Source organism: Pseudomonas sp. KBS0707 (assembly GCF_005937945.2).
Taxonomy (GTDB): domain Bacteria; phylum Pseudomonadota; class Gammaproteobacteria; order Pseudomonadales; family Pseudomonadaceae; genus Aquipseudomonas; species Aquipseudomonas amygdali.
Genome location: NZ_CP041754.1, coordinates 1,255,299 through 1,277,971 on the forward strand (window position 1 = coordinate 1,255,299; position 22,673 = coordinate 1,277,971).

Annotated in this window: 16 protein-coding genes and 2 pseudogenes; 5 read left to right on the top strand and 13 right to left on the bottom strand. The window is 55.9% G+C overall.

Features of this window, described 5'->3' with window-relative positions; translation table 11 throughout:
- Positions 1-108 precede the first annotated feature (108 nt).
- The gene (gene istA, locus FFH21_RS05910; RefSeq protein WP_102136187.1) at positions 109-1,608 is read left to right on the top strand and encodes an IS21-like element ISPsy20 family transposase; all 1,500 of its coding nucleotides are present in this window, start codon (positions 109-111) and stop codon (positions 1,606-1,608) included.
- Complete coding sequence (gene istB / locus FFH21_RS05915; protein WP_011167363.1) at positions 1,601-2,404, top strand: IS21-like element ISPsy20 family helper ATPase IstB; 804 nt, start codon at positions 1,601-1,603, stop codon at positions 2,402-2,404. The genes istA and istB overlap by 8 nt, the downstream gene beginning before the upstream one ends.
- 71 nt (positions 2,405-2,475) lie before the next feature.
- Here the strand turns inward: istB and FFH21_RS05920 are convergent, their stop codons facing one another.
- Both FFH21_RS05920 and FFH21_RS05925 read right to left on the bottom strand, forming a co-directional pair.
- Positions 2,476-3,681, bottom strand: coding sequence for a hypothetical protein (locus tag FFH21_RS05920; RefSeq protein WP_011167917.1), 1,206 nt, complete (start codon positions 3,679-3,681; stop codon positions 2,476-2,478).
- Between the two features lie 1,213 nt (positions 3,682-4,894).
- Positions 4,895-5,527 carry an AAA family ATPase gene (locus tag FFH21_RS05925; protein WP_041924462.1) on the bottom strand — a complete coding sequence of 211 codons (633 nt, stop codon included), beginning with the start codon at positions 5,525-5,527 and terminating at the stop codon, positions 4,895-4,897.
- A gap of 389 nt (positions 5,528-5,916) precedes the next feature.
- On the opposite strand from FFH21_RS05925, the gene yejK reads away from it, so the two are divergent.
- Complete coding sequence (gene yejK / locus FFH21_RS05930) at positions 5,917-6,918, top strand: nucleoid-associated protein YejK (protein ID WP_011167920.1); 1,002 nt, start codon at positions 5,917-5,919, stop codon at positions 6,916-6,918.
- On the opposite strand, the gene FFH21_RS05935 is transcribed toward yejK, so the two are convergent.
- From FFH21_RS05935 to FFH21_RS05965, 6 genes and pseudogenes are all read right to left on the bottom strand, one after another.
- The gene (locus FFH21_RS05935) at positions 6,904-7,326 is read right to left on the bottom strand and encodes a TetR family transcriptional regulator (protein ID WP_004655952.1); all 423 of its coding nucleotides are present in this window, start codon (positions 7,324-7,326) and stop codon (positions 6,904-6,906) included. The genes yejK and FFH21_RS05935 overlap by 15 nt on opposite strands.
- Positions 7,323-9,204: pseudogene (locus tag FFH21_RS05940) on the bottom strand (integrase). The gene FFH21_RS05935 and the pseudogene FFH21_RS05940 overlap by 4 nt, the downstream one beginning before the upstream one ends.
- The gene (locus FFH21_RS29905) at positions 9,201-10,880 is read right to left on the bottom strand and encodes a hypothetical protein (protein ID WP_041924463.1); all 1,680 of its coding nucleotides are present in this window, start codon (positions 10,878-10,880) and stop codon (positions 9,201-9,203) included. Before FFH21_RS29905 ends, FFH21_RS05940 begins: the two are co-directional and overlap by 4 nt.
- Positions 10,880-12,028, bottom strand: coding sequence for a site-specific integrase (locus FFH21_RS05950; protein WP_004666146.1), 1,149 nt, complete (start codon positions 12,026-12,028; stop codon positions 10,880-10,882). The genes FFH21_RS29905 and FFH21_RS05950 overlap by 1 nt, the downstream gene beginning before the upstream one ends.
- Before the next feature lie 134 nt (positions 12,029-12,162).
- A pseudogene (locus FFH21_RS05955) lies at positions 12,163-12,447 on the bottom strand (nucleoid-associated protein); the annotation flags it as partial.
- 274 nt (positions 12,448-12,721) lie between these two features.
- A complete protein-coding gene (locus FFH21_RS05965) occupies positions 12,722-13,981 on the bottom strand; it encodes an IS256-like element ISPsy17 family transposase (RefSeq protein ID WP_004666928.1) in 1,260 nt (419 codons plus the stop codon).
- A 241-nt stretch (positions 13,982-14,222) separates the two neighbouring features.
- On the opposite strand from FFH21_RS05965, the gene FFH21_RS05970 reads away from it, so the two are divergent.
- On the top strand, positions 14,223-14,504 hold the full coding sequence (locus tag FFH21_RS05970) for an HU family DNA-binding protein (protein ID WP_002552279.1): 282 nt from the start codon (positions 14,223-14,225) through the stop codon (positions 14,502-14,504).
- 387 nt (positions 14,505-14,891) lie between these two features.
- Here the strand turns inward: FFH21_RS05970 and rlmF are convergent, their stop codons facing one another.
- Together rlmF and FFH21_RS05985 are read right to left on the bottom strand one after the other, a co-directional pair.
- Positions 14,892-15,878, bottom strand: a complete 987-nt coding sequence (gene rlmF, locus FFH21_RS05980; protein WP_011167923.1) for a 23S rRNA (adenine(1618)-N(6))-methyltransferase RlmF — start codon at positions 15,876-15,878, stop codon at positions 14,892-14,894.
- Positions 15,879-15,964: 86 nt separating this feature from the next.
- Positions 15,965-18,811, bottom strand: coding sequence for a valine--tRNA ligase (locus tag FFH21_RS05985; RefSeq protein ID WP_011167924.1), 2,847 nt, complete (start codon positions 18,809-18,811; stop codon positions 15,965-15,967).
- A gap of 168 nt (positions 18,812-18,979) precedes the next feature.
- On the opposite strand from FFH21_RS05985, the gene FFH21_RS05990 reads away from it, so the two are divergent.
- Positions 18,980-20,047: an RHS repeat-associated core domain-containing protein gene (locus tag FFH21_RS05990; RefSeq protein ID WP_011167925.1), complete on the top strand. Its 1,068-nt coding sequence runs from the start codon at positions 18,980-18,982 to the stop codon at positions 20,045-20,047.
- A 44-nt stretch (positions 20,048-20,091) separates the two neighbouring features.
- On the opposite strand, the gene FFH21_RS05995 is transcribed toward FFH21_RS05990, so the two are convergent.
- The 3 genes from FFH21_RS05995 to FFH21_RS06005 are packed head-to-tail and all read right to left on the bottom strand — an operon-like array spanning position 20,092 to position 22,519.
- A complete protein-coding gene (locus FFH21_RS05995; RefSeq protein ID WP_011167926.1) occupies positions 20,092-20,535 on the bottom strand; it encodes a hypothetical protein in 444 nt (147 codons plus the stop codon).
- Between the two features lie 7 nt (positions 20,536-20,542).
- Positions 20,543-20,971 (bottom strand): DNA polymerase III subunit chi, encoded by a 429-nt coding sequence (locus tag FFH21_RS06000; protein ID WP_005756882.1) that lies wholly within the window; start codon positions 20,969-20,971, stop codon positions 20,543-20,545.
- Between the two features lie 57 nt (positions 20,972-21,028).
- On the bottom strand, positions 21,029-22,519 hold the full coding sequence (locus FFH21_RS06005; protein ID WP_041924464.1) for a leucyl aminopeptidase: 1,491 nt from the start codon (positions 22,517-22,519) through the stop codon (positions 21,029-21,031).
- Positions 22,520-22,673 lie beyond the last annotated feature (154 nt).

Here is a 22,673-nt window from a genome sequence, read left to right on the forward strand (position 1 = left end):
GCTGACCGAAAACTGACCCAGTAGAGGCTGTTCTGCCGACTGAAAACTGACCCAGGTGTTCAACTGCTTCTGCTCACTTTTTGAGCAGGAGAACACAGGGTGATCAGCATGGAAATGTTGGGAAAAATCCGGCGGATGTACTTCCGCGACAAGCTCTCGCTGCATCAGATAGCCAAGCGTACCGGGCTGTCGAGAAACACCATCCGAAAATGGGTCAGAGCGCCCGAAGCCAATCAACCAGCGTACCAACGGTGCGCATCCTTCAATAAGCTCAACCCTTTTCACGAGACCTTAGAGCAGGCGCTCAAGGCTGATTCGTTCCGGCCAAAACACAACCGTAGGAGCGCCAAGGCACTTTTTGAGCAGATCAAGGCCGAGGGTTATGACGGCGGTTACAGCCAGCTCACGGCGTTTGTCCGCTCTTGGCGGTGCGAGCAAGGCAAGTCTGTACGCGCTTTTGTACCGCTGACTTTTGCCCTCGGTGAGGCCTTTCAGTTTGACTGGAGCGAAGAAGGCCTGCTGATCGGTGGCCTGTTTCGACGTATCCAGGTCTCCCATATGAAGCTGTGCGCAAGTCGCGCGTTCTGGTTGGTTGCGTACCCCAGTCAAGGCCACGAGATGCTGTTTGATGCCCATACACGTTCGTTTGGAGCGTTGGGTGGCGTGCCACGTCGCGGCATCTACGACAACATGAAAACGGCTGTCGACAAGGTTAACAAAGGCAAAGGCCGCACGGTCAATGCCCGGTTTTCCGTGATGTGCGCGCACTATCTGTTCGATCCGGACTTCTGCAACGTGGCCTCTGGCTGGGAGAAAGGCATCGTCGAAAAGAACGTGCAAGACAGCCGGAGGCGAATCTGGCTCGATGCTCAAAATTGCATGTTCCATACCTTCGAGGAGCTGAACGTCTGGCTCGGCCAACGCTGTCGTACGCTCTGGGCTGAACTTGTACATCCGCAGTACAACGGTTTGACGGTGGCAGAAGTCCTGGAGCTGGAGCAGGCTGAAATGATGCCGATGCCGACGGCCTTTGATGGCTACGTGGAACGCACCGTCCGTGTCTCTAGCACCTGCCTGATCAGCGTGGCGCGCAATCGTTATTCGGTGCCTTGCGAGCGTGTGGGTCAATGGGTCAGCAGCCGTTTGTACCCTTCGCGAATCGTGGTCATTGCCGACGAAACGGTGATCGCCAGTCACGAGCGCCTCTTTGATCGAGATCAGGTCGGTTTTGACTGGCAGCACTACATCCCACTCATCGAACGCAAGCCTGGTGCACTGCGCAATGGCGCTCCATTTGCTGATCTGCCAAAACCGTTACAGCTTCTTAAACGCGGACTGAGGCGTCACACCAACGGTGATCGAATCATGATGCAGGTACTGGCTGCTGTGCCCATCGCCGGTCTCGAACCAGTGCTGGTGGCGGTGGAGCTGGTACTTGAATCGGGAAGTCTGAGCGCCGATCACATCCTCAATGTCGTTGCCCGCCTGACCTCCACCGCACCACCTCCCTGTGTAGAAACCAGCCTGCAACTCAAAGTGGCGCCGGTTGCCAATACAGCACGCTACGACCGGCTCCGTACGACCGATGAGGAGAATCGCAATGCGTGACCTAATGACTGAACTCAAAGAACTGCGCCTGCACGGCATGGCCAGTGCTTGGGAAGAACTGGTCTCTCAAGGAACAGCGTCGACGGCTTCATCGAAATGGCTGCTGGAACATCTGCTTCAGCAGGAACATGCGGATCGCGCGGTGCGCTCGGTGAATCATCAGATGAACATGGCAAAACTCCCCATGCACCGTGACTTAGCTGGCTTTGACTTCAGCGCTTCCAGCGCTGATGCCCGGCTGGTCAGCGATCTATCCAGCTTGGCGTTCACTGAAACCGCGCAGAATGTCGTGTTCATCGGCGGCCCTGGCACCGGGAAAACACACCTGGCCAGTGCCTTGGCTGTATCCGGAATCACGGCCTACAACAAACGCGTGCGCTTCTTTTCCACGGTGGATCTGGTGAATCTGCTGGAGCGTGAGAAGTACGATGGCAAGGCAGGGCGAATCGCCCAGGCACTGCTGCGCACAGACCTGGTGATACTGAATGAACTCGGATATTTGCCCTTCAGCCAAAGCGGTGGCGCCCTGTTATTTCACCTGCTGTCCAAACTGTACGAACACACCAGCGTGGTCATCACCACCAACCTGAGCTTCTCGGAATGGTCGAGTGTGTTTGGCGACGCCAAGATGACCACCGCGTTGCTGGATCGGCTGACACACCACTGCCACATCGTCGAAACGGGCAACGAGTCCTACCGCCTACAACACAGCACATTGGCTGCCCAGACAAAGATCAAAACACGCGAACGAAAGCGAAAGGACGGAAATGATATCGAGGACGATGAGCCATTTTGATCCGCACCATAAATGCCCTGCTGCATGCGGTGGGGCTTGATGCGTCTTGAATCGGCACACTGCTGCTAAGCTTATTCACAATTGCTGGGGCAAAAATCAGCAATCCATCCTGGGTCAATTTTCAATCGGCAGGGTGGGTCAGTTTTCAATCCGCGCCAACAGTATATCCCCCATACTACTCTGGCATCATGAATATTGATTTCGTCTTGTTTTTCAGTAGTCGCTACTTCGCAAGTCAGCGATTCGCAATAGTTTTGCAGCACGTATGATCGGCATTCATTTTTTAGTGAATCAGTTAAGATAATATTCCATTCAGTGGACGTTTTCTCCGCGCCACTAAATACTTCCGTGCCAGAATATCCGTTCGCTGGTTTAAGAATTAAGTCTTCTCGATTTTTTAATGCCCAAGCTAAGTTGCTATCTTCTAGCCAGACGGTGCGGGGAATGAGCTTTGTGATAAGCGAGATTTCCTCTGGTTCTAATCTATCGCTATCCACCAGTTGCCACAAAAGTGCAAATACCCCTTTGTTAGAAAGTAAGTTGAACGCAGGGCCCATGGGACAGATAACGGCTTTCGCATGCAACGCATAAATTATCGCTTCATACGATTTGCGATCCTCTATCACAAAGTCCTCGTTAAAGATGCAATACACGGTGTCAACTTTTTTTCCATCGTAAACGAGTTCGCTCCCATTCCAGGTCAAATCGCAAGGACTTGTGACTGAGACATCGTGACCTAATTGCGCCGAGAACTCATTAGCGTATACGCGAATTTGTAAATAATACTCTTTGACAACCTCAGGAGGTGCAACTATAACGATGGTTTTTTCTTTAAGATCCCAATGTTCGATAGTACGACGTACCCATCGCTTTTGGACATCCTGTTCCATTTGCCACCCAGCGAGGCGTGGTAGAGAAGCTTTATACATCCCACCGACGAAGCTACCTGTATTTATCTCGACCAGCCGCCATCCGTCACTGGTATACAATAAATCGCCTCTGACTAGAACATTGTTATCCAGTTGTTCATCAAACATATGCATCACTTCGGCTGCTGCTTCGGAAACTCCTAACTTTTCCGCCATAACCTGCTTGTTGCCGTTGTAAAATCTTTCTGTTAGTGTGCTGATTAATTTGACGATCTTGCATAATTCTTCAGCAGCTTTTTCAATGTCTGGGTACGGGCTTACCTTTGCGCCTAATAAAAGTTTCTCACCTTCGAGCAGAATATTAAGATCAATAGCGGATTTGAAAAGTTCAGATGGCCAATATTCCATGCCTTAACTATCCTTGGTTAAGTGTGTATTGTATGCGTAGCGGGGCCACTATACGTAGTGGGCTTACGCTCGATGCTAGGGGTGAAGATTGTTTGTTGTGCCTTGCAACTCAGGAGCAGTATTTAAGTGTGTCAACACTGTTCGAAGTGAGTCTGCGCACACTCTTAAATATGATTGGAAGTTGATTAGCATACATTCTGAACTCATCTGAAACTCCATTTATCTGATATGTATTGCTTGCTCCTTTTGGGGCGTCGTCAATTTATGTAATCAAATGTTTCTATGTCAACTTTTTTTTTCATTGGGGCGTGCACTAAGATTGCCATGCGTCCCTATTTTTGCACTTTTTTAAAGCGGCCCACGTTCGAATCATCTATTGCGGGACAGAAAATTTAGCTTTTTCATATAATTGCGCCTAGCCGGCGCGTGCCTTGTAAGTGTGCATAGCGAGCTTGACCGGGTGTGAAAGTTTTTTTCGTTTCCGCGTTTGTGCATCGGTGCCTGATACGACACCTGCGCTCCACAGTCAGCGATACGCGCCAAGCGAGAGTTTGATGGTGGCTTCTCATTGAAAGGCTGGATCCATCGGAGCTTAAGTCAGGGTGTTGCGGCTGGCCGAAAACTGACTCAGATGTTCAACTGCTTCTTCCTACTTTCCGAGCATGAGAACGCCCGTGGATCATCAAGGAAATGATAGGAACAATTCGGCGGATGCTCCCGCGACAAGCTGTCGCTACACCAGATAGCCAAGCGTGCCGGGCTGTCTAGGGTTCCGGTGCCTCGCTAACTGTTATATCTAGTGTGCTGTTTTCGAAAAAACAATCTACTAAATAACGGAAAAGTCGAGTCTTATCAATAGCTTAGCTTTCAGTTAATGGGTAACTTATTTCGCAAACGGTACACTAGTTTATCTATTTTAAATCAGTCATTTACCTCATGTAACTATTTGTCGGAATTTCTTGCGAGAAGGTCAGTGGCTTTAACCTAAAATGATGGCAGCTACACGGAAATCCATGCTGCTTGAGCCGCCGTTGGATAGAGTCTGTTCCATTCAGATGGCGTGCCTGGTGCTTGATTCGGATCTAAAGATCTTCCAATGCGTTATGGCACAGCTCATGAGCGTGATGGCACAATGCAAGTGTTGAGCGAGTCTTCAAGGGTTGATGGCTGGCGAATAAATTAGGATAGGGAGGTCTCTTGCGTATCAACTATCTCAGCCCTCGAGGAGTTTTGGAGGTCGAGCATGCCGCCTTGCGCGAGCTCGAAGCGAAGCTACCCCGCGAATGGTGAGCCTAGTCGCTCTGGTCTGCGTGGCCGCATCACGACTGGCCGGCGTGTAGTAAAGCTGAATCAGACCACGGTCTGCCACCGCGACGGGGTGGCGTTTGTCATTTTCCGGTTGCTCATCGAGCGTATCGACCCAGAAGAGCTCTTGTGAGACCTCGCCCTCAACCGTCCCGTCGTCATCCCACTGCGCTTCTAGGCGCATACGACATATAGGCGGCTTTTCTGCGCGATCAATCAGCATATGCTTAAACGACGGTGCGATCGTTTCTGCGGTTGCGGTGCCATTTTTTAATTCTGGAAAAGCGATCGAAACCTCAATGAAGAGGTACTTGGAATCACGATTCTCAGGGTCATCATCAGGCCCTAAATGGAAATCTGACCTTAGAATTGTGCGCTGTGCTCGAGTCACCCCAAACAACTTCAGCATGGCGTGCAAGAGTGCGGTTTTTCCCGCTGCGTTCGGGCCTACAATGGTCGTAATTTCCGCCGAAACATCTACGGTGATGGGATTTGGGCCAAAGCAGCGGAATCCAGATAAGCTTACAGACTCAATACGCACGAGGTTCATTCCTTGAAGCGGCGATGGGGCACTTGGCCATTAGGAGGCTGTTCAGAATAGCGCAGGAATGGATCGCGTCGCTATCAGTTGCAGATGCCAGTCTTGGCGCCTGACGATATGCAGCGCCATGACGCCGCAGGCCAATGGTACTAAGCCGGCGCTGAGCTTTGATGTGGAGCTTAATTTTCCGCAGGTCCTGAGAGCCCCTCACATAATGAGGGTCATCCTCGGCAGGATGTCCGCTGTTACAGTAAAGTTACCGATCTTGCCCCATGATAGTTGGCGTAACGTGTCTTGCACTGCCGGTGAATACCGCGCTAAAAGCAACGCTTCCGTCGGTCTACTCCGTGCAGATTTTCTTGATAACTCCCCATACAGGAAACGCTCTGATGCCTATCCGTCATTGCATTGTTCATCTGATCGACAAAAAACCTGACGGCACACCAGCAGTTCTCCACGCCCGCGACTCCGAGCTTGCCGAGTCGGCCGCCATCGAGAACCTGCTGGCTGACCTCAACGACAGCTACAACGCCAAACAAGGCAAGGCCTGGGGGTTCTTCCATGCCGAGTCCGGCGCTTACCCGTTCAGCGGCTGGTTGAAAGAGTATTTCGACGGTAGTCAGGATTTCACTAGCTTCAGCCGCGTGGCCATAAAGCATTTGCAGACGCTCATGGAGGCATCCAACCTCTCCACCGGCGGCCATGTGCTGTTCGCCCACTACCAGCAAGGCATGACCGAATATCTCGCCATCGCCCTGCTGCACCACAGCGAAGGCGTGGCGGTGAACGCCGAACTGGACGTGACCCCGTCGCGCCACTTGGACCTCGGCCAGTTGCACCTCGCGGCGCGGATCAACCTGTCGGAGTGGAAGAACAACCAGAACTCCAAGCAGTACATCTCGTTCATCAAGGGCAAGAACGGCAAGAAGGTCTCAGAGTACTTCCGCGACTTCATCGGTTGTCAGGAGGGAGTCGACGGCCCGGGCGAGACCCGTACTCTGTTGAAGGCCTTCAGTGACTACGTCGAAAAAGAGGACCTTCCAGAGGAGTCCGCACGGGAGAAGACCCAGACCCTGGTCGATTACGCCACCGCGCAGACCAAGCTTGGCGAGCCGGTGACTCTCGAAGAGCTCTCTAGCCTGATTGACGAGGACCGCCCAAAGGCGTTCTACGATCACATCCGAAACAGTGACTATGGTTTGTCGCCAGAGATTCCGGCCGACAAACGCACCCTGAACCAGTTTCGCCGCTTCACCGGGCGGGCCGAAGGGCTGTCGATCAGCTTCGAGGCGCACTTACTAGGCGAAAAGATCGAATACGACGAAGCCGCCGGTACCTTGATCATTAAAGGCTTGCCAACTCAACTCATTGATCAGTTAAAACGCCGCTGAACCCAGATCCGTTACCTTGCGGTCGCTCACCTTGGCTTTGAGCACACGGTTCTCTTCCAATAGCATTTCGTTGAGGGACGCGAGACTGGCGATTTTGGCCCGCAGTTCCTCTATCTCATGTCGGCAGGCTGCGGATCTCTTGCGCTCAGCAATCAAGTCGTGATGTTTCATATCACGAACCATGCGAATTGAGCGTCCTTGGGCTTCGCGGATAGCCTCAGCAATCTTTGGGTAGTAGTTGTGGATCAGCGCTGTTGATACGCCTGCCTCGCGAGCGACTGCGGCGATGGTAATCTTGGTTTCCCCGGAGTGGGTGCGTCCTTTCTGGATGCGATAAAGCGCGAGTCGTAGATCCTTTTCGCGATCCTCAGCCGGTTTGTAGTGGGCTGCCTTGTTTTTGGGCTTCATGCGATCAAAGTCTCCGGCGGCACTCCCAGCTGTGTTAGTACATCGCGACGTCGAATGAGGTCGCGCTCAACGCGCTGGCGACCTCCGTCGCCAATGTCTGGGCAATGCAGCAGTCCTTTCAGATCATAGTAGAGCCGCTGATAGATCGCCGTGTGTCTGTGCCCGATCACGGCATCGTTGCAACTGCTGCACCGGGTGCGCTCAAGGGTATTGCCAACACAACCGTCATTGTCCGCTGTGCACCAAGCATGTCCATTGCTACGAATTGCAGTGCTCTCGGCAATGGACTTCAACATTGAGGCATGATCCTTGAATATCAGCAAGTTCTGCGGCTCTCGTTGCCACTGCTTGAGGGTGCGGCCATAGCCCCCGGCCAGAGGCGACTTACCGAACCAGTCTCCTACCACGCCGAGCTTGATATCATCCAACTCGGCCTGAATATCGGTATACAGCTCAAGATCCAAATGCTGTCCCCAACTGTCGTCCATGCTGTAGCATAATGTCATGTCCAGCGTCCAATGCGCGTAATGTTCCTTGAGATAGCGCAAGTCACCGAAGCGGCTATGCGCGGTATAATTGGCGAACTTGCGGCGGAACTGGTGGCTGGTGAGGTTCCAGCTCAGCCCCACACTCCTTGGCGAATTCCTTCAGGTAAAAGTTCCAAGTAGCGTTGCAAACTGTGCGTACTTGATCCCCTCCCAGAGCTACACCAAGGAAAAGCGCATGGCGGTGCTTGTTTGTCTCGACGATCTGCGGATCATGCGGGATGGATCGGCGTCGCGTCTGGATTTCGGCGGTGATCATGGCCTGATATGGTAGGGCCCAGCGCTCCATCAGTCGCAGCGCGCGTACGGCTGCCTCAGGTATCATCCAGTGATGGATGCCCGCATCGGTTTTCTCCGAGCGTGAGCGCATCCAGTGATAGACCGTGCCCTGATTGTCCTGGGTCCGCAAGTGCGAACCAGATTGTATGTTCGCCAGCTCGTGGTTGCGGCAACCAGAGGTGCTGGCCATAACGATATAACAGGATGTACGCAGATCAATGAGTGCTTTGTTGAGTGTCCTCAGGCCACCCTTCCAAGCCAGGGTCTCTAGGTGTCGGTTCTTTGCGACATTGACTGTTGTGTATGACTTCCCCTTTCGCTGCACCGCGAGGGCATCAAGAGCATCGCGAAGGTCAAGTAATCGTTGACCGCGCTCAACCTGCTGGTAGGCTCGCTCGAATAGGGTGCAGAACACATCATCGGGAATTAGGGGCGTTTTGCTTTCTTGGGCACCAAGACCGGTGAGCCCCGCCAACGCCTTTGCGGAAGTCTCAGGCCAGGGATGCGTTGGTATTCGGTCTTCGGTGTACTGACTAAGTTCATAGAGCGCTTCGACGGCCTTGAGGCGAGTCTCTAGTCCCCTTTGCGACAGTGGCTTACCACTGTATCGGCTGGTTTGCCGGTGCGTCTTGCAGGTATTCACATAGGCTGCGCAAACCATGGGGGTCACCGCTCCCATATGATCAAGCTTAAGCACCTCCAGATAACGTAAAAATGGCATTGCATCATGGAAGAGACCCTTCATCGAGCTGCCTTTGGGCCGCGTGCCCCCTCGTCGCCCACGTCGTAGATAGCGGTACAACATCGCTTTCATAACAGGCCGAAACGCCATTGGCACGAGCTTGAAATCCATTCGTTTCCGGCTGGCCGATACGTTGCTGGTGAAACCGTCGAGCTGCCAGATGTCGTCGCCATAGCGGCTGACGATAATCCAAAGCCCATCAACTTGTGTCGCGCTAATGATCAAGGTGTCGTGTTTATGGAGTCCACGCACATCGTTAGGTTGGGCTGTAAGGGTGTCCCAGGGTATTACTGCTGGTAGGGTGTCATTCATGCAAATACCTCCAGGCTTTGGATCAGATCAACCGACCAGAACGGATGTGGCTCGGTGCGAGCACGCTCACGTGCGGCCTCGACCGCTGCGGCCTTGAAAGTACCGCGCCGCAGCCCTTCGTCAATAATGTAGTGATCGATTAAGCGGGGAATGTGTGCGTATTCTCGCGCCCAGCGCCATTTATTCATCCGAGAGCGTTCGGCCAACACCCGAAAGTAGAAACTGAACAGTTTGTACAAATCTTCGGCGGTCACCGCGTAGTGCTTGCAGCGCAGGCAGTTGATGAAGTTCATACAATTCGCACCCTCTAGCTTAGGAGCGTACTGGCCGTTCTCCGGGTCGGCGCAGCGCCCCATGGGAGTGTCTCGATAAGTTGTACCGATGGTCCGAGTCCGTAACTCCTGTACCAATACCTCTCCCATGAACTGCCAGTTGCGAAGGGCCTCTTCACTGGGCGCTAAATAGTGTTGGTCGGTGATCTGAAGGGTGTTTCCTAGTGCTGCGGCGGTGGTTGCAACGTCTCCGCCGGTCAGGTCGAACACACCGCTGGCGAACGTCTTACGCAGGCGTGAGATGTTGATGCGCAGCGGCTCTCCATAGCTGTCGGTCAGGCTATATTTAGATACAAGTCGTGTTGCCGCGACTGCTACCGCTGCTGAATTCAATGCTGTGACATTGCCGACATTTTTTGAGGCGCGAGTACGATACAGCCATACACGGCCCTTGAGGTCAGCCGGAGCCTCCTTATCCAGAGGTTCGGTCAAGACCATCACTCGACGAATCAGACGTTCCACGTTGGTTCTTACGCTAGGAGTGGATTCTAGAAGGTGTTCGACGTCCGCCTCGGCGCGGAGCGCCACCTTGCTGGTGTTGTATCCTCGCCGCTTCCACAAAACCAGGAATACGGTGTCATCTTTCGGGTGCGGGCGTAGGCAGTTACGGCCCATTTCCAAGAGTGGCGTGTTATTACGTCCGGTGTGCAGCGCCACAACCAGCAGTGCGAAGGCCAGCAGCTCACCGGTAACAGACACGCCGTCGGTCCATATAGGCTTGATGGCTTGCCGCAATGCCGCAGTGAAGGCTTGTCGTTCTCTGTTGGTGAATGCGGTCTCGCTTTTGAACTTGTAGTTACTATTCGGGAAGGGCGTGCTTGGGAAGGTGGCCATATCGCCGGAGGCCATAAGAGGAATCAGCCCACGTCGCCCCAAGGCAAGTAGTACCGGCTTAGTTTGCGCGTAAAGCGCCTTTTGAGACGTTGTTGCTACGCCTAGCCCCGCCAGATGCCCGAGGTAACCGTCGATCAAGTCGCGGTTTATGTCTGCCAAAAGTAAGTCACGACTAAAAGCGATTGCCCGCAGCATGCAGCAGTCGAGGAAGTTGCGCAGTCCATTCACGCAGTAGCCGGCCACGGTAGTGGAGGTGATGGCGCCATCCTGCCCGGCGATGAAGCGTTCGATTTGACGCTGACATGCGTAAGTGATGGTATCTATGCCGACGCCGTACCAGCGAGCAAAGTTGAAGCTACGACTCCTAGACGCATTCAGTCCAAACTCGACGATAGTGTTAATCTCACAGATAGACTGGGGCAGAATGGTCACATTGCCGGCCGCGTCGTGGTGGTGTTCGACTTGGGGAACGCTGAGGTCGGTCATGATAAACACCTTGCGCTTGCTCATCAGGCTGTCCCCGCCAGTGTGTTCAACTCATCGTCATAGGCCAGCACGGCTTCGTCGGCCATTTCGTTGATCAGATGCAGGTACACCATAGTCGTCTGAATCGAGCTGTGACCGAGTTGTCGCTGAAGGAACACAAGGGGATCCAGTCCGTTCGAGGGGTTCCGCTGAAGGCTGACCAGCGTGTGCGTAGCGTAGGTATGCCGGAGCATATGTGTATGGACTTTAATGCCAGCCCGCATACCGGTTTCGCTGATGATCCGGTTGAGGCTCTTGCCATCCTCTGCATAGGAGGCCCCGAATTGGTTGAGAAATAGCGCTTTTTGCGGGGGCTTGCTCAGTGAAACGCGCTCGCCACGTACCTTGGCCACGTAGCGATAGAGTTCGGCTATGAACGCGCGGCTGAGGTAAATAGTTCGCGGCTTGCTGCCCTTCGTCACCATGCCGCTTCCGTCATAAGGATCTAGTCTCATGCGCAGGTTACGCTCGGTTCGTTGCGCCTTGTCTGGATCGAAAACATAGGCCAGTGGGAAAGTTGCGATCTCCTCCCGGCGAAGGCCCGTATGCAAAGCGAGGCGCATCATCATCCGGTGATGGGGGTTCTCGGCTGCGGCCAAGAGCAACTTGATCTCAGTCATGCTCAAAAACTTGGGCATGGTCTTCTGGCTACGCGGCATCACGTCGTTTGCCATAGTCATGACGCCGCTGGCGTCGACATGTTCAAGGAAAGTTTTTTTACTCTTTACGGTGCGCTCCTCGTGGGCAAAGGGGAGGCGTTTCACCCAACCCTCCTTCAGCGCATATTGGTAGAACTTACAGATGTAAGTCAGACGTTGGCGAGTGGTGTTCGGTGCCAGTTTGCATGTCGTCAAGCAATAGTCCCGATAGGCCGCGGCTAGGCTTTTGGCCTCGCCACGCTCTACGTCGAGCCAGCTAATGTTGTGAGCTTCAAGAAAGCTGAAGAAGTCGTATAGGGCGCGTCCGGTATTGGGCCAGGACCGCTTGGAGCCAATAGCTCCACGAAGTAGATAGTGTCGAAAGAACTGATTGGCAGGTGCGCAACTCTCCATCGAGCCCCAGAGCAGAATAGGAAATCCTGGATAGGGTTGCCCGGCGATCACCAAATCTTCAGTAGCCCACACAAGCTCCATCTGCGGCCCCCAGCATCGGCGCCTATCGTGCTCTTAGGCTGGGCTAAGGGATCTTAAGCAGCCTTTGAAGCGCCTGAGCGTCTAAATGTCTGTAAGGCATAGCACAAATATTTAACGTTCTCAAGGTGCCAGATCATGAGCTTCTGCAGATGCTCGACCGCTGTGCGCGAGAACGCGGTGAAGTCGTTGCCACCGTCCAGATACTCTTTCAGCCAGCCGCTGAACGGGTGTGCGCCGGATTCTGGATGGAACAGGCCCCATGCCTTGCCTTGTTTGGCGTTGTAGCTCTCGTTGAGGTCGGCCAGCATGTTCTCGATGGCCTGGGACTCAGCGAGTTCGGAGTCGCGTGCATGGAGAACAGCGGGCGTACCGTCGGGTTTTTTATCGATCAGGTGGACGATGCAATGACGGATCGGCATGGGCTTCTCGGCTGAAAAAGGTGAAGAGCGTGCAGCTCGTTGCAAGACGGCAAGTGTAACGCACGCGTGCGCCACTTGGCCCCGGGCAGGCTGGTTTTCGCCAGCAGGGCGTGTTTGCTGGATGTTTTTTGTGCAATTGGCATTAAAACCTGACCAAAAAGATAGGTAGAGGCGGATATTTGTCCGGCTCTGTGCTAGTTTTGCGCGGTCTTGGGGAGTATCAGTTTTTTTGTGTTCGGGCTGGTTAGGGCCTGCCGTCAGGCAGGCCCTTGTTTTACCAGCTCGGTCTGGTAAATCGGTCTCCGTACAGGATCGCAAATTGATTCATTGCCACTTTCCAGTCGTGTGCCGCATGACCCCAGTTGGCGGTGATGTTGCGCAACCCAAGCCATATCAGTTTCGTCGCAGCCTCATCGGTCGGGAAGTGCCCTCGAGTCTTGATGATCTTGCGTAACTGGGCATTGATGCTCTCGATGGCATTGGTCGTGTAAACCACTTTGCGAATGCCCGCCGGAAAAACAAAAAACGGTATAACCCGATCCCAGGCGCGACGCCATGCAGCAACTACAGTCGGATACTGCTTGCCCCAGGGGCCCGCTTCAAAGGCGTTAAGCTCTTGCTCAGCCACATCGGCATTGATCGCCTGGTAGATCGGCTTGAGTGCTTTGGCCAGTGCCCGACGTTTATCCCAAGCGGCATAGTCCAAGCTGTTGCGGATCAGATGCACGATGCAGGTTTGCAGCGTCGTGGCAGGAAAAACCGCCCCCAACGCCTCCGGTATTCCTTTGAGGCCATCCGTGACGGCGATCAGAACATCTTCAACGCCACGAGTCTTGAGGTCGTTGAACACCTTCATCCAAAACTTGGCACCCTCGGTGCTCTCGATCCATATACCCAGAATGTCGCGCGTGCCATCAGGTAATACCCCCAGCGCCAGATAAATAGCCTTGTTGCACACTAACCCCTCGTCCCGGATTTTGACCCGTAACGCATCGAAGAAGATCACCGGATACATCGGTTCCAAGGGTCGTTGCTGCCAAGCGCCCACCTCTTCCATGACCGCATCGGTGACTGAGCTGATGAAGTCATGGGACACGTCAGTTCCATACTGCTCAGATAGAAAAGCGCGGATCTCACGCACCGTCATGCCCCGGGCGTACATGGCAATTATCTTGTCGTCGAAGCCTGTAAAACGTCGTTCGTGCTTGGGAATCAGGATCGGGGCGAAGCTACCATCGCGGTCTCTGGGGATATCCAGGCGAAGCGGCCCGTCGTCGGTCAGAACCGTCTTGCTGCTTTTGCCATTGCGCTGATTGGTCGACTCCTCAGGGCGCTCCGCGCCCTGAGGATAACCAAGGTGGTGACCCAGCTCGGCGCCTAGCGCACGCTCGATCAGAGCCTTCTTGAACGCCATGGACGCGTCTTGAATGGCTTCGGCGCTCATCGGGCCTTTAACAAACTGCTCGATCAGCTCTTGGGGAATCGAGGGCAACTCCCTCGCTGTTGCATTGGCGGACTTCTTTTTGGTCGGCATACATGCACCTCTAGCTACATGTTATGCCCGAACACAAAATTTCTGACAGTCTCCGGTCTTGCGCACTTAGCGCGTCAAGCATGCAGTTAGCGCACACGTAGGTCGAACCATTGCCCGGTTTCAGTATCTACACTTTCGCGATTAATCGTGGCTGCTAGCGGGTGGCCAGGTTCATTGCCTGGCCACGGGCCGACGTTGCACTCTGCAATCCAAATGAATTTGATAGGGAAGGAACACCACCATGGCTCTTACTAAAGACCAATTGATCGCCGATATTGCTGAAGCTATCGACGCGCCAAAAACTACCGCGCGTAATGCTCTTGAGCAATTGGGCCAAATTGTTGCCGACCAATTGGAAAACGGCGTGGAAATCACTTTGCCAGGTATCGGCAAACTGAAAGTTGCAGAGCGTCCGGCTCGCACTGGCCGCAACCCTTCGACTGGCGCTGCCATCGAAATCGCTGCCAAGAAAGTTATCAAGTTCGTACCAGCCAAAGTGCTGACCGACTCGATCAACAAGTAAGCAACCGCTTGCTGTGAAAAAGCCGTGCACCGGTTAACCGGGCACGGCTTTTTTGTGGGCGTCTGATCACAGATCTGTGCCGCACGGCACACTCAAGAGAGGACGCAGAGCGTCCAGAACGGCATGCCGACGCAGAGCGTCGCACGATAGTCGAGTTTACGGCCTTCCGACGCGGCGTCGCACGATAGTTGAGATTATCGTTCCTCACGCTCCAGCGTGGGAATGCCTTGCGTGACGCTCCGCGTCACAGATCTGTGCCGCACTGCATACTCAAGAGAGGACGCAGAGCGTCCAGAACGGCATGCGACGCGGAGCGTCGCACGATAGTCGAGGTTAAGGCATGTCGGCGTGGCGCCGCACGATAGTCGATGCGGCACGATAGCCCTATCAGTGAGGTGTGCGTTGTGCCTTGTCAAGGAAGGTCCAGGCCACGAAGCGGCTTTGTTTCTGGCCCTGGCCCATCTCGATCACTTTCACCTCAAGCGCGCCGGCTTTTTTCAGGGCGTTCTGGATAGGTGGCAGGTTGGATGCCTTGGACACCAGGGTGCTGAACCACACCACCTGGCTTGGCAATGTGGCGCTTTCCTGAATCAGTCGGGTCACGAAGCCGATCTCGCCGCCTTCGCACCACAGCTCCTGAGATTGCCCACCGAAATTGAGAACCGGCAGCTTGCGCTTGGGATCAGCCTTGCCCAGTGCGCGCCACTTTCGTTGGCTGCCACGCTGCGCCTCATCCAGCGAGGCATGGAAAGGAGGGTTGCAGAGGCTCACGTGGAAGCGTTCGCTGCTGTCGAGTAACCCGAGCAGGATCTGCTTGCGGTTGTCCTGCTGGCGCACGCTGATGGCCTTGCTGAGGCCATTGGCTTTGATGATCGTGGTAGCCGCCGCGATGGCCGTGCTGTCGATGTCCGACCCAACGAACTGCCAGCCATAGTCGCTATGCCCCAGCAGCGGGTAGATGCAATTGGCTCCGGTGCCGATATCCAGCGCCTTGATGGATGCGCCGCGTGGGATCACGCCTTCATTGTCCTCGGCCAGCAAGTCGGCGAGGAAGTGCAGGTAGTCCGCACGCCCTGGAATAGGCGGGCATAGGTAATCGGCCGGAATGTCCCAATGGGCGATGCCATAGAACGCTTTGAGCAGCGCGCGATTGAACACCCGCACCGCCTGCGGATCGGCAAAGTCGATGCTTTCCTTGCCATACGGATTGAGTATCACGAAGGCTGCCAGCTCGGGGCTGGATTTGATCAGCTTCGCAAAGTCGTAATGACCCTGATGACGATTGCGCGGGTGCAAGGTGGCCTTTTCACGCGGCGCAGCAGGTTTGGCTGGCCGCTGAGGCTTTTTGCGCGGTGGTTTGCGGGTATCGGTCATGGGTTCGATGGTCAGCCGTGATGTCGAGTACAGAAATTCAGATAACAAAAAGCCAGCCCATAATCGGGCTGGCTTTTCTGGCCACCTTACAGGCTGGCGATGCGGGCGTGTTGCTCGGCCAGCTTGCCCAGTGCCTGTTCGGCTTCGGTCAGCTTGGCGCGTTCCTTGGCGATGACTTCAGGCGGTGCCTTGTCGACGAAGGCGGCGTTGGACAGCTTGCCGCCGACGCGTTGCACTTCGCCTTGCAGGCGCTGGATTTCCTTGTCCAGGCGCGCCAGTTCGGCCCCTTTGTCGATCAGCCCGGCCATCGGCACCAGCACTTCCATGTCACCCACCAGCGCGGTGGCCGACAGTGGCGCTTCTGCACCCTCGGTCAGTACGGTCATCGATTCCAGCTTGGCGAGCTTCTTGAGCAGGTAATCGTTTTCGCTCAAACGACGCTGATCCTCGGCACTCACATTCTTGAGGAACAGTTGCAGCGGCTTGCCCGGGCCGATGTTCATCTCGCCACGGATGTTACGCACGGCGAGCATCAGGCCCTTGAGCCATTCGATATCGTCTTCGGCCGCCTGATCGATGCGTGCTTCGTTGGCCACCGGCCAGGGTTGCAGCATGATGGTCTTGCCTTGCGCACCGGCCAGCGGCGCGAGGCGCTGCCAGATTTCTTCGGTGATGAACGGCATGAACGGGTGCGCTAGACGCAGCGCGACTTCCAGAACGCGGACCAGCGTACGGCGTGTGCCGCGCTGACGTTCGACCGGTGCGGTTTCATCCCACAGCACAGGCTTGGACAGCTCCAGATACCAGTCGCAATACTGGTTCCAGATGAACTCGTACAGCGCCTGGGCCGCGAGGTCGAAGCGGAACTGATCCAGTTGGCGGGTCACTTCGGCTTCCGTGCGCTGCAATTGCGAGATGATCCAGCGATCAGCCAGCGACAGTTCGACAGCTTCGCCGTTCTGGCCGCAGTCTTCGCCTTTGTCCAGCACGTAGCGCGCAGCGTTCCAGATCTTGTTGCAGAAGTTGCGATAGCCTTCGACGCGGCCCATGTCGAACTTGATGTCGCGACCTGTGGACGCCAGCGAGCAGAAGGTAAAGCGCAGGGCGTCGGTGCCGTAGCTGGCGATGCCGTCGGCGAACTCCTGGCGGGTCTGCTTCTCGATCTTCTTCGCCAGTTGCGGCTGCATCAAACCACTGGTGCGTTTCTCTACCAGCGTTTCGAGGTCGATACCGTCGACGATGTCCAGCGGGTCAAGCACGTTGCCCTTGGACTTGGACATCTTCTGGCCTTGGCCGTCACGCACCAGACCGTGCACGTAAACAGTCTTGAACGGGACCTGCGGCGTGCCGTCCTCGTTCTTCACCAGGTGCATGGTGAGCATGATCATCCGGGCGACCCAGAAGAAAATGATGTCGAAGCCAGTGACCAGTACGTCGGTGGAGTGGAAGGTCTCCAGTGCCTTGGTCTTTTCCGGCCAGCCGAGCGTGGAGAAGGTCCACAGGCCCGAGCTGAACCAGGTGTCGAGTACGTCGTTGTCCTGCTGCAGCGCGATTTCCGGGCCAAGGTTGTTCTTGGCGCGAACTTCGGCTTCGTCGCGGCCGACGTAAACCTTGCCGGACTCGTCGTACCAGGCCGGAATGCGATGGCCCCACCAGAGCTGACGGCTGATGCACCAGTCCTGGATGTCGCGCATCCACGAGAAATACATGTTTTCGTATTGCTTGGGCACGAACGCGATACGGCCGTCTTCGACAGCGGCAATCGCAGGCTCGGCCAGCGGTTTGGTGGAGACATACCACTGATCGGTCAGCCACGGCTCGATGATGGTGCCGGAACGGTCGCCTTTCGGCACCTTCAGGGCGTGATCATCGACGCTGACCAGCAGGCCGGCGGCATCAAACGCAGCAACGATCTGCTTGCGCGCTTCAAAGCGGTCGAGACCGGCGTAGGCCGCGGGCAGGCTGCCGTCGACGCTTTCGTTCAGTGTGCCATCGAGGTTGAACACCTGAGCAGCAGCGAGAACGTTGGCATTCTTGTCGAAGATGTTCAGCAGCGGCAGGTTGTGGCGTTTGCCGACTTCATAGTCGTTGAAGTCATGCGCCGGGGTGATTTTCACGCAGCCGGTGCCGAATTCAGGGTCGCAGTAGTCGTCCGCGATGATCGGGATGCGGCGGCCTACCAGTGGCAGTTCGACGAACTTGCCGATCAATGCCTTGTAGCGCTCGTCCTGTGGGTTCACCGCAACGGCGGCGTCACCGAGCATGGTTTCCGGGCGAGTGGTGGCAACGATCAGGTAATCCAGACCTTCGGCGGTTTTTGCACCGTCGGCCAGCGGATAGCGCAGGTTCCACAGATGGCCTTTCTCGTCGTGGTTCTCCACTTCAAGGTCGGAAATCGCGGTGTGCAGCTTGGTGTCCCAGTTGACCAGACGCTTGCCACGGTAAATGAGGCCGTCTTCATGCAGGCGCACGAAGGCCTCCTTCACGGCGTCGGACAGGCCGTCGTCCATGGTGAAGCGCTCGCGGCTCCAGTCGACGGACGAGCCCAGACGGCGGATCTGACGGCTGATGTTGCCGCCGGACTCGGCTTTCCATTCCCAGATCTTGTCCAGAAACTTCTCGCGGCCCAGCTCATGCCGGCTTATGCCTTGCGCTTCAAGACGACGCTCCACCAGCATCTGCGTGGCGATACCGGCGTGGTCGGTGCCCGGTTGCCACAGCGTGTTGCGGCCCTGCATGCGACGGAAACGGATCAGGGCGTCCATGATCGCGTTATTGAAGCCGTGGCCCATGTGCAGGCTGCCGGTAACGTTCGGCGGCGGGATCATGATGGTGTACGAGTCACCCACGCCTTGCGGAGCGAAATAATTTTCGGACTCCCAGGTCTGATACCAGGAAGTTTCGATGGCGTGCGGCTGGTAAGTCTTGTCCATGCGCGGCGGGAACCTGTGGCATTGATTCGGAAACCGGTAAGTATAGACCTGACGGCCAGCGACAAGCCATAAGTGCCGGGCCACAACTGGCAGATCTGTCAGTAGGCGGCGAGTGGACCAAGGGGCATGATCCGGTGTTCAAGCATTGATCACAGGACGGATGCGGCCATGGACAAGACTTCGGAAAGCAGGCGCGTACTGTGCCGATATCGCTATGACGCGCTGGATCGTGTTGCCGTCGTCGATCCCGGAGCACAGGGAGCGGTGTTGCGTTTTTATCAAAAGAGCCGTTTGACGGTCGAGATACAGGGCGCTGTGCGACGTCGTGTGTTTCACGGAGCAGACCGTTTGCTGGCGGAATACGAGACTGAGGGCTCCAGCATCAGGGCGGACCTGCTGGGCACAGACACCCAAAACAGTGTGCTACAGGCGGTGGGTTCACAGGGGCAGCAGTCACTGGCCTACAGCCCTTATGGTCATAGCGCGCAGGGCGGTCCCTTTTCCGGTTTCAACGGCGAGCGCGCGGACCCTGTGACCGGGCATTACTTGCTGGGTAACGGCTATCGGGCTTTCAATCCGGTGCTGATGCGGTTCAATAGCCCGGACAGCCTGAGCCCATTCGGGCGGGCAGGCTTGAATGCATATGTGTACTGTCAGGGAGACCCGGTGAACAGAAGTGATCCTAGCGGGCACGCCGGGCTATTAGGCTTACCGGATTTGGCGCTTAGAAGCATACTCAAAAACCTGACGTCCAAAGATTTGGTCAACCTGTCTTTAACATCCAAGGCGATGGGGAGGCGAGTATCTGGAGCTGTGGACCGCTTGCCAGTCGATGTGACTGATCCAAACGCACTGTTTGCAATTCATAATGTTTTGAAAAGCAAGATGGGCATTTCGCCCGGCGTGCTCAAAAATGACGCGTTCAAAGCAAAGTTCGAACGCGCAGCGGCGAACATCAAGCAAGGAATAAGCAAAGAAATCCAGAGTGTTGATCGTCGAACACAATCCATTCTTGATTACATGGCGAGAGTGACAGGTGCCAGCGAGCTGCAGGCTAAGCGCGCTTTAGAGCGTGCCCAGCGCTTCCAGGCAGCTGCTCCTGAAAAATTGGCACAAATCACTCGGCAAATGGCCGAATATAGGCAGTTGCGCAATGACTGGGGTGCACTCATCAATCGTGAAGCAGATACGGGCCGGCGCATAGCCGAGATCCGCACTGCATTGAACTCTCCCTGACAGAATCTCTACGCGCGTGTGTTCCGTATTCCTGACCACACCCTTCACTTCTTCTGCTGCGCCAATAACCGCTCCAGCCTCGCTTCCAGCCGACGCTTGATTTCAGCCTCGATGTGCGGGGCGAAGTCGGCGATCACGTCCTGCAGGATCAACAGCGCGGCGGAACGCAATTCGTTGTCCAGATGCAGCAGGGCATCCGGGTTCGGCAGTGCTTGAGGCTGGGCAGGCTGTTGAACGGTCTGAAGCTGCTCGACAGGTGCGGCTTGCACATCAGGCGTCAGCGTCGGGATGTCGTCTTCGTCGAAGTCCTGTTGATAAGTCGCGTCGGGGCGAGCGCCGACCACATCGAATAACAGAGGAATCTGGCCTTCCGGACGAGCCGGGTCGTTCGGCAGCGGGGAGTGTGCGGAGTCATCGCCAAGCAACTGGCGGATCGATTCCAGATCGTTCAGCAAATGCGCGGATTCAGCTTTTTTTGAAGTATCCATCGTGTCCTCAAAGGCGCTGCAGTCGGTGATCTTGCGGAGGATAGCCCTGTTCACGGTATGAACGGAAACTCTCGCGTGCAGCAAGACGTATGGCCGGGTCTTCGACAACCACTTCCGCCACGCGGGCGAAGCGTTTGAAGAAGGCCGGAATGCTCAGGTCGAGGTTGACCAGCAGGTCCTCGTGAGCGCCCGAGTCGTCACCCAGACCCAGCACCACGGGGGCATCGGAGTCGCTCTCGGCGTCGCCGTGGGGCAGAAACACTTCGCCCCTGAAGCGCCAGAGCCGGGCATCAAGGTCTTCACGCTGCGCTGCATCGCTGCAATGCAGATAGACCTTGTGGCCCAAACGCCAGGCTTTTTCCGTGAGTTTGCAGGCAAAGTCCAGGCGCGCGGCAGGATCGGCGCTGGGCAGGATGTAAAAATCGACTTGGGTCATACAGGTTCCAGAACCAGTGGCGTATCGACCGTGAAGCCGACACGCCAGGGTGTCTTTTTATACGCCAGCGCGGTCGAGCAGGTACTGGGTCAGCAGCGGAACCGGACGTCCGGTGGCGCCTTTTTCCTTGCCGCCGCTCAGCCACGCAGTGCCAGCGATGTCCAGGTGAGCCCAGTCATAGGCCTTGGTGAAGCGCGACAGGAAGCAGGCCGCCGTGATGGTGCCGCCTTTCGGGCCACCGATATTGGCGATGTCGGCGAACGGGCTGTCGAGCTGCTCCTGGTACTCATCGAACAACGGCAACTGCCAGGCACGGTCATCCGCCTGTTTGCCCGCGTCGAGCAACTGATTGATCAGCGCGTCGTTGTTGCCCAGCAGGCCGGAAGTGTGGCCGCCCAGCGCAACCACGCACGCGCCGGTGAGAGTGGCGATGTCGATGACTGCCTGTGGCTTGAAGCGTTCGGCGTAGGTCAGTGCATCGCACAGCACCAGACGGCCTTCAGCGTCGGTGTTGAGAATTTCGACCGTCTGGCCACTCATGGTAGTGACGATGTCGCCGGGACGTGTCGCGGTGCCGCTCGGCATGTTTTCGGCGCAGGCCAGAATACACACCAGATTGATCGGCAGTTTCAGTTCCAGTACGGCGCGCAGGGTACCGAATACGCTGGCAGCGCCGCACATGTCGAACTTCATCTCGTCCATGCCCGAGGCAGGCTTGATACTGATGCCGCCGGTGTCGAACGTGATGCCTTTACCGACCAGCACGAAGGGCTGATCACCTTTTTTGGCACCCTGATAGTTCATGACGATCAGGCGAGGTGGCTGGGCGCTGCCCTGAGCCACCGCGAGGAAAGAGCCCATGCCCAGTTCGGCCAGTTTCTTCTCGTCGTGAACTTCCACTTTCAGATTCTTGTGTGCCTTGCCCAGCGCCTTGGCTTCTTCGCCCAGGTAGGTCGGGTGGCAGATGTTAGGTGGCAGATTGCCCAGGTCGCGGGTCAGTGCCATGCCGGTGGCGATAGCCTTGGCGTGAGTGGAAGCGCGCTCGATGTCAGCTATGCGTACCTTGTCGGTCAGCAGGGTGATTTTTTTCAGGGCGCGAACTTCGGCTTTCTGGGTCTTGAAGCGGTCGAAGACGTATTCGCCATCCGCCAGGGCCTCGACCAGCAGGCGAGCCGTGCCGTAGGTGTCGCGGTTTTTCACTGACAGGTCATCGAGCGCAATCGCAGCGTCGCTGCCGCCCAGGCCTTTGAGGCAGGTCAGTGTTGCGCCGACGATTTTTTTCAGCTGGCGGTCCGACAGTTCACCTTCCTTGCCGGTACCGATCAGCAGAACGCGCTCGGCCTTGATGTTGGGCAGGTTGTGCAGCAGCAGGCTCTGACCGACCTTGCCCGTCAGATCACCGCGTTTGAGAATGAGGGAGATGGCTCCGCCGCTGAGGATATCGACAGCCTGGGCAGCACCAACCAGTACACGGCTTTCGCCGACGGTGACCACCAGCGTTGCGGTTTTCAAGGTTTCTGGGCTTACGCTTTTAACAACCAATTCCATGTGGGGTCCCCGAGTAGACGATGAGAGTCGCAATATGAATGATGTACGCGGGATGGCCTGAGTGTTTTCAAGGTGGATGCCCGCGGTAAGCCTTGCAGTTTGACCCCGCTGCACGACTGCTGACAACCCCGTAGAGCCGCCTGCTTTGCGTGTA

What these genes read in the sequence shown, in the direction of transcription:
- FFH21_RS05990 (WP_011167925.1), top strand. Translation starts at nt 18,980, where the DNA reads ATGGACAAGACTTCGGAAAGCAGGCGCGTACTGTGCCGATATCGCTAT.
- FFH21_RS06000 (WP_005756882.1), bottom strand. Translation starts at nt 20,971, where the DNA reads ATGACCCAAGTCGATTTTTACATCCTGCCCAGCGCCGATCCTGCCGCG.
- yejK (WP_011167920.1), top strand. Translation starts at nt 5,917, where the DNA reads ATGCCTATCCGTCATTGCATTGTTCATCTGATCGACAAAAAACCTGAC.
- FFH21_RS05995 (WP_011167926.1), bottom strand. Translation starts at nt 20,535, where the DNA reads ATGGATACTTCAAAAAAAGCTGAATCCGCGCATTTGCTGAACGATCTG.
- FFH21_RS05985 (WP_011167924.1), bottom strand. Translation starts at nt 18,811, where the DNA reads ATGGACAAGACTTACCAGCCGCACGCCATCGAAACTTCCTGGTATCAG.
- rlmF (WP_011167923.1), bottom strand. Translation starts at nt 15,878, where the DNA reads ATGACCGATACCCGCAAACCACCGCGCAAAAAGCCTCAGCGGCCAGCC.
- istB (WP_011167363.1), top strand. Translation starts at nt 1,601, where the DNA reads ATGCGTGACCTAATGACTGAACTCAAAGAACTGCGCCTGCACGGCATG.
- FFH21_RS05965 (WP_004666928.1), bottom strand. Translation starts at nt 13,981, where the DNA reads ATGCCGACCAAAAAGAAGTCCGCCAATGCAACAGCGAGGGAGTTGCCC.
- FFH21_RS05935 (WP_004655952.1), bottom strand. Translation starts at nt 7,326, where the DNA reads ATGAAGCCCAAAAACAAGGCAGCCCACTACAAACCGGCTGAGGATCGC.
- FFH21_RS06005 (WP_041924464.1), bottom strand. Translation starts at nt 22,519, where the DNA reads ATGGAATTGGTTGTTAAAAGCGTAAGCCCAGAAACCTTGAAAACCGCA.
- FFH21_RS05970 (WP_002552279.1), top strand. Translation starts at nt 14,223, where the DNA reads ATGGCTCTTACTAAAGACCAATTGATCGCCGATATTGCTGAAGCTATC.
- FFH21_RS05920 (WP_011167917.1), bottom strand. Translation starts at nt 3,681, where the DNA reads ATGGAATATTGGCCATCTGAACTTTTCAAATCCGCTATTGATCTTAAT.
- FFH21_RS05950 (WP_004666146.1), bottom strand. Translation starts at nt 12,028, where the DNA reads ATGGAGCTTGTGTGGGCTACTGAAGATTTGGTGATCGCCGGGCAACCC.
- FFH21_RS29905 (WP_041924463.1), bottom strand. Translation starts at nt 10,880, where the DNA reads ATGAGCAAGCGCAAGGTGTTTATCATGACCGACCTCAGCGTTCCCCAA.
- istA (WP_102136187.1), top strand. Translation starts at nt 109, where the DNA reads ATGGAAATGTTGGGAAAAATCCGGCGGATGTACTTCCGCGACAAGCTC.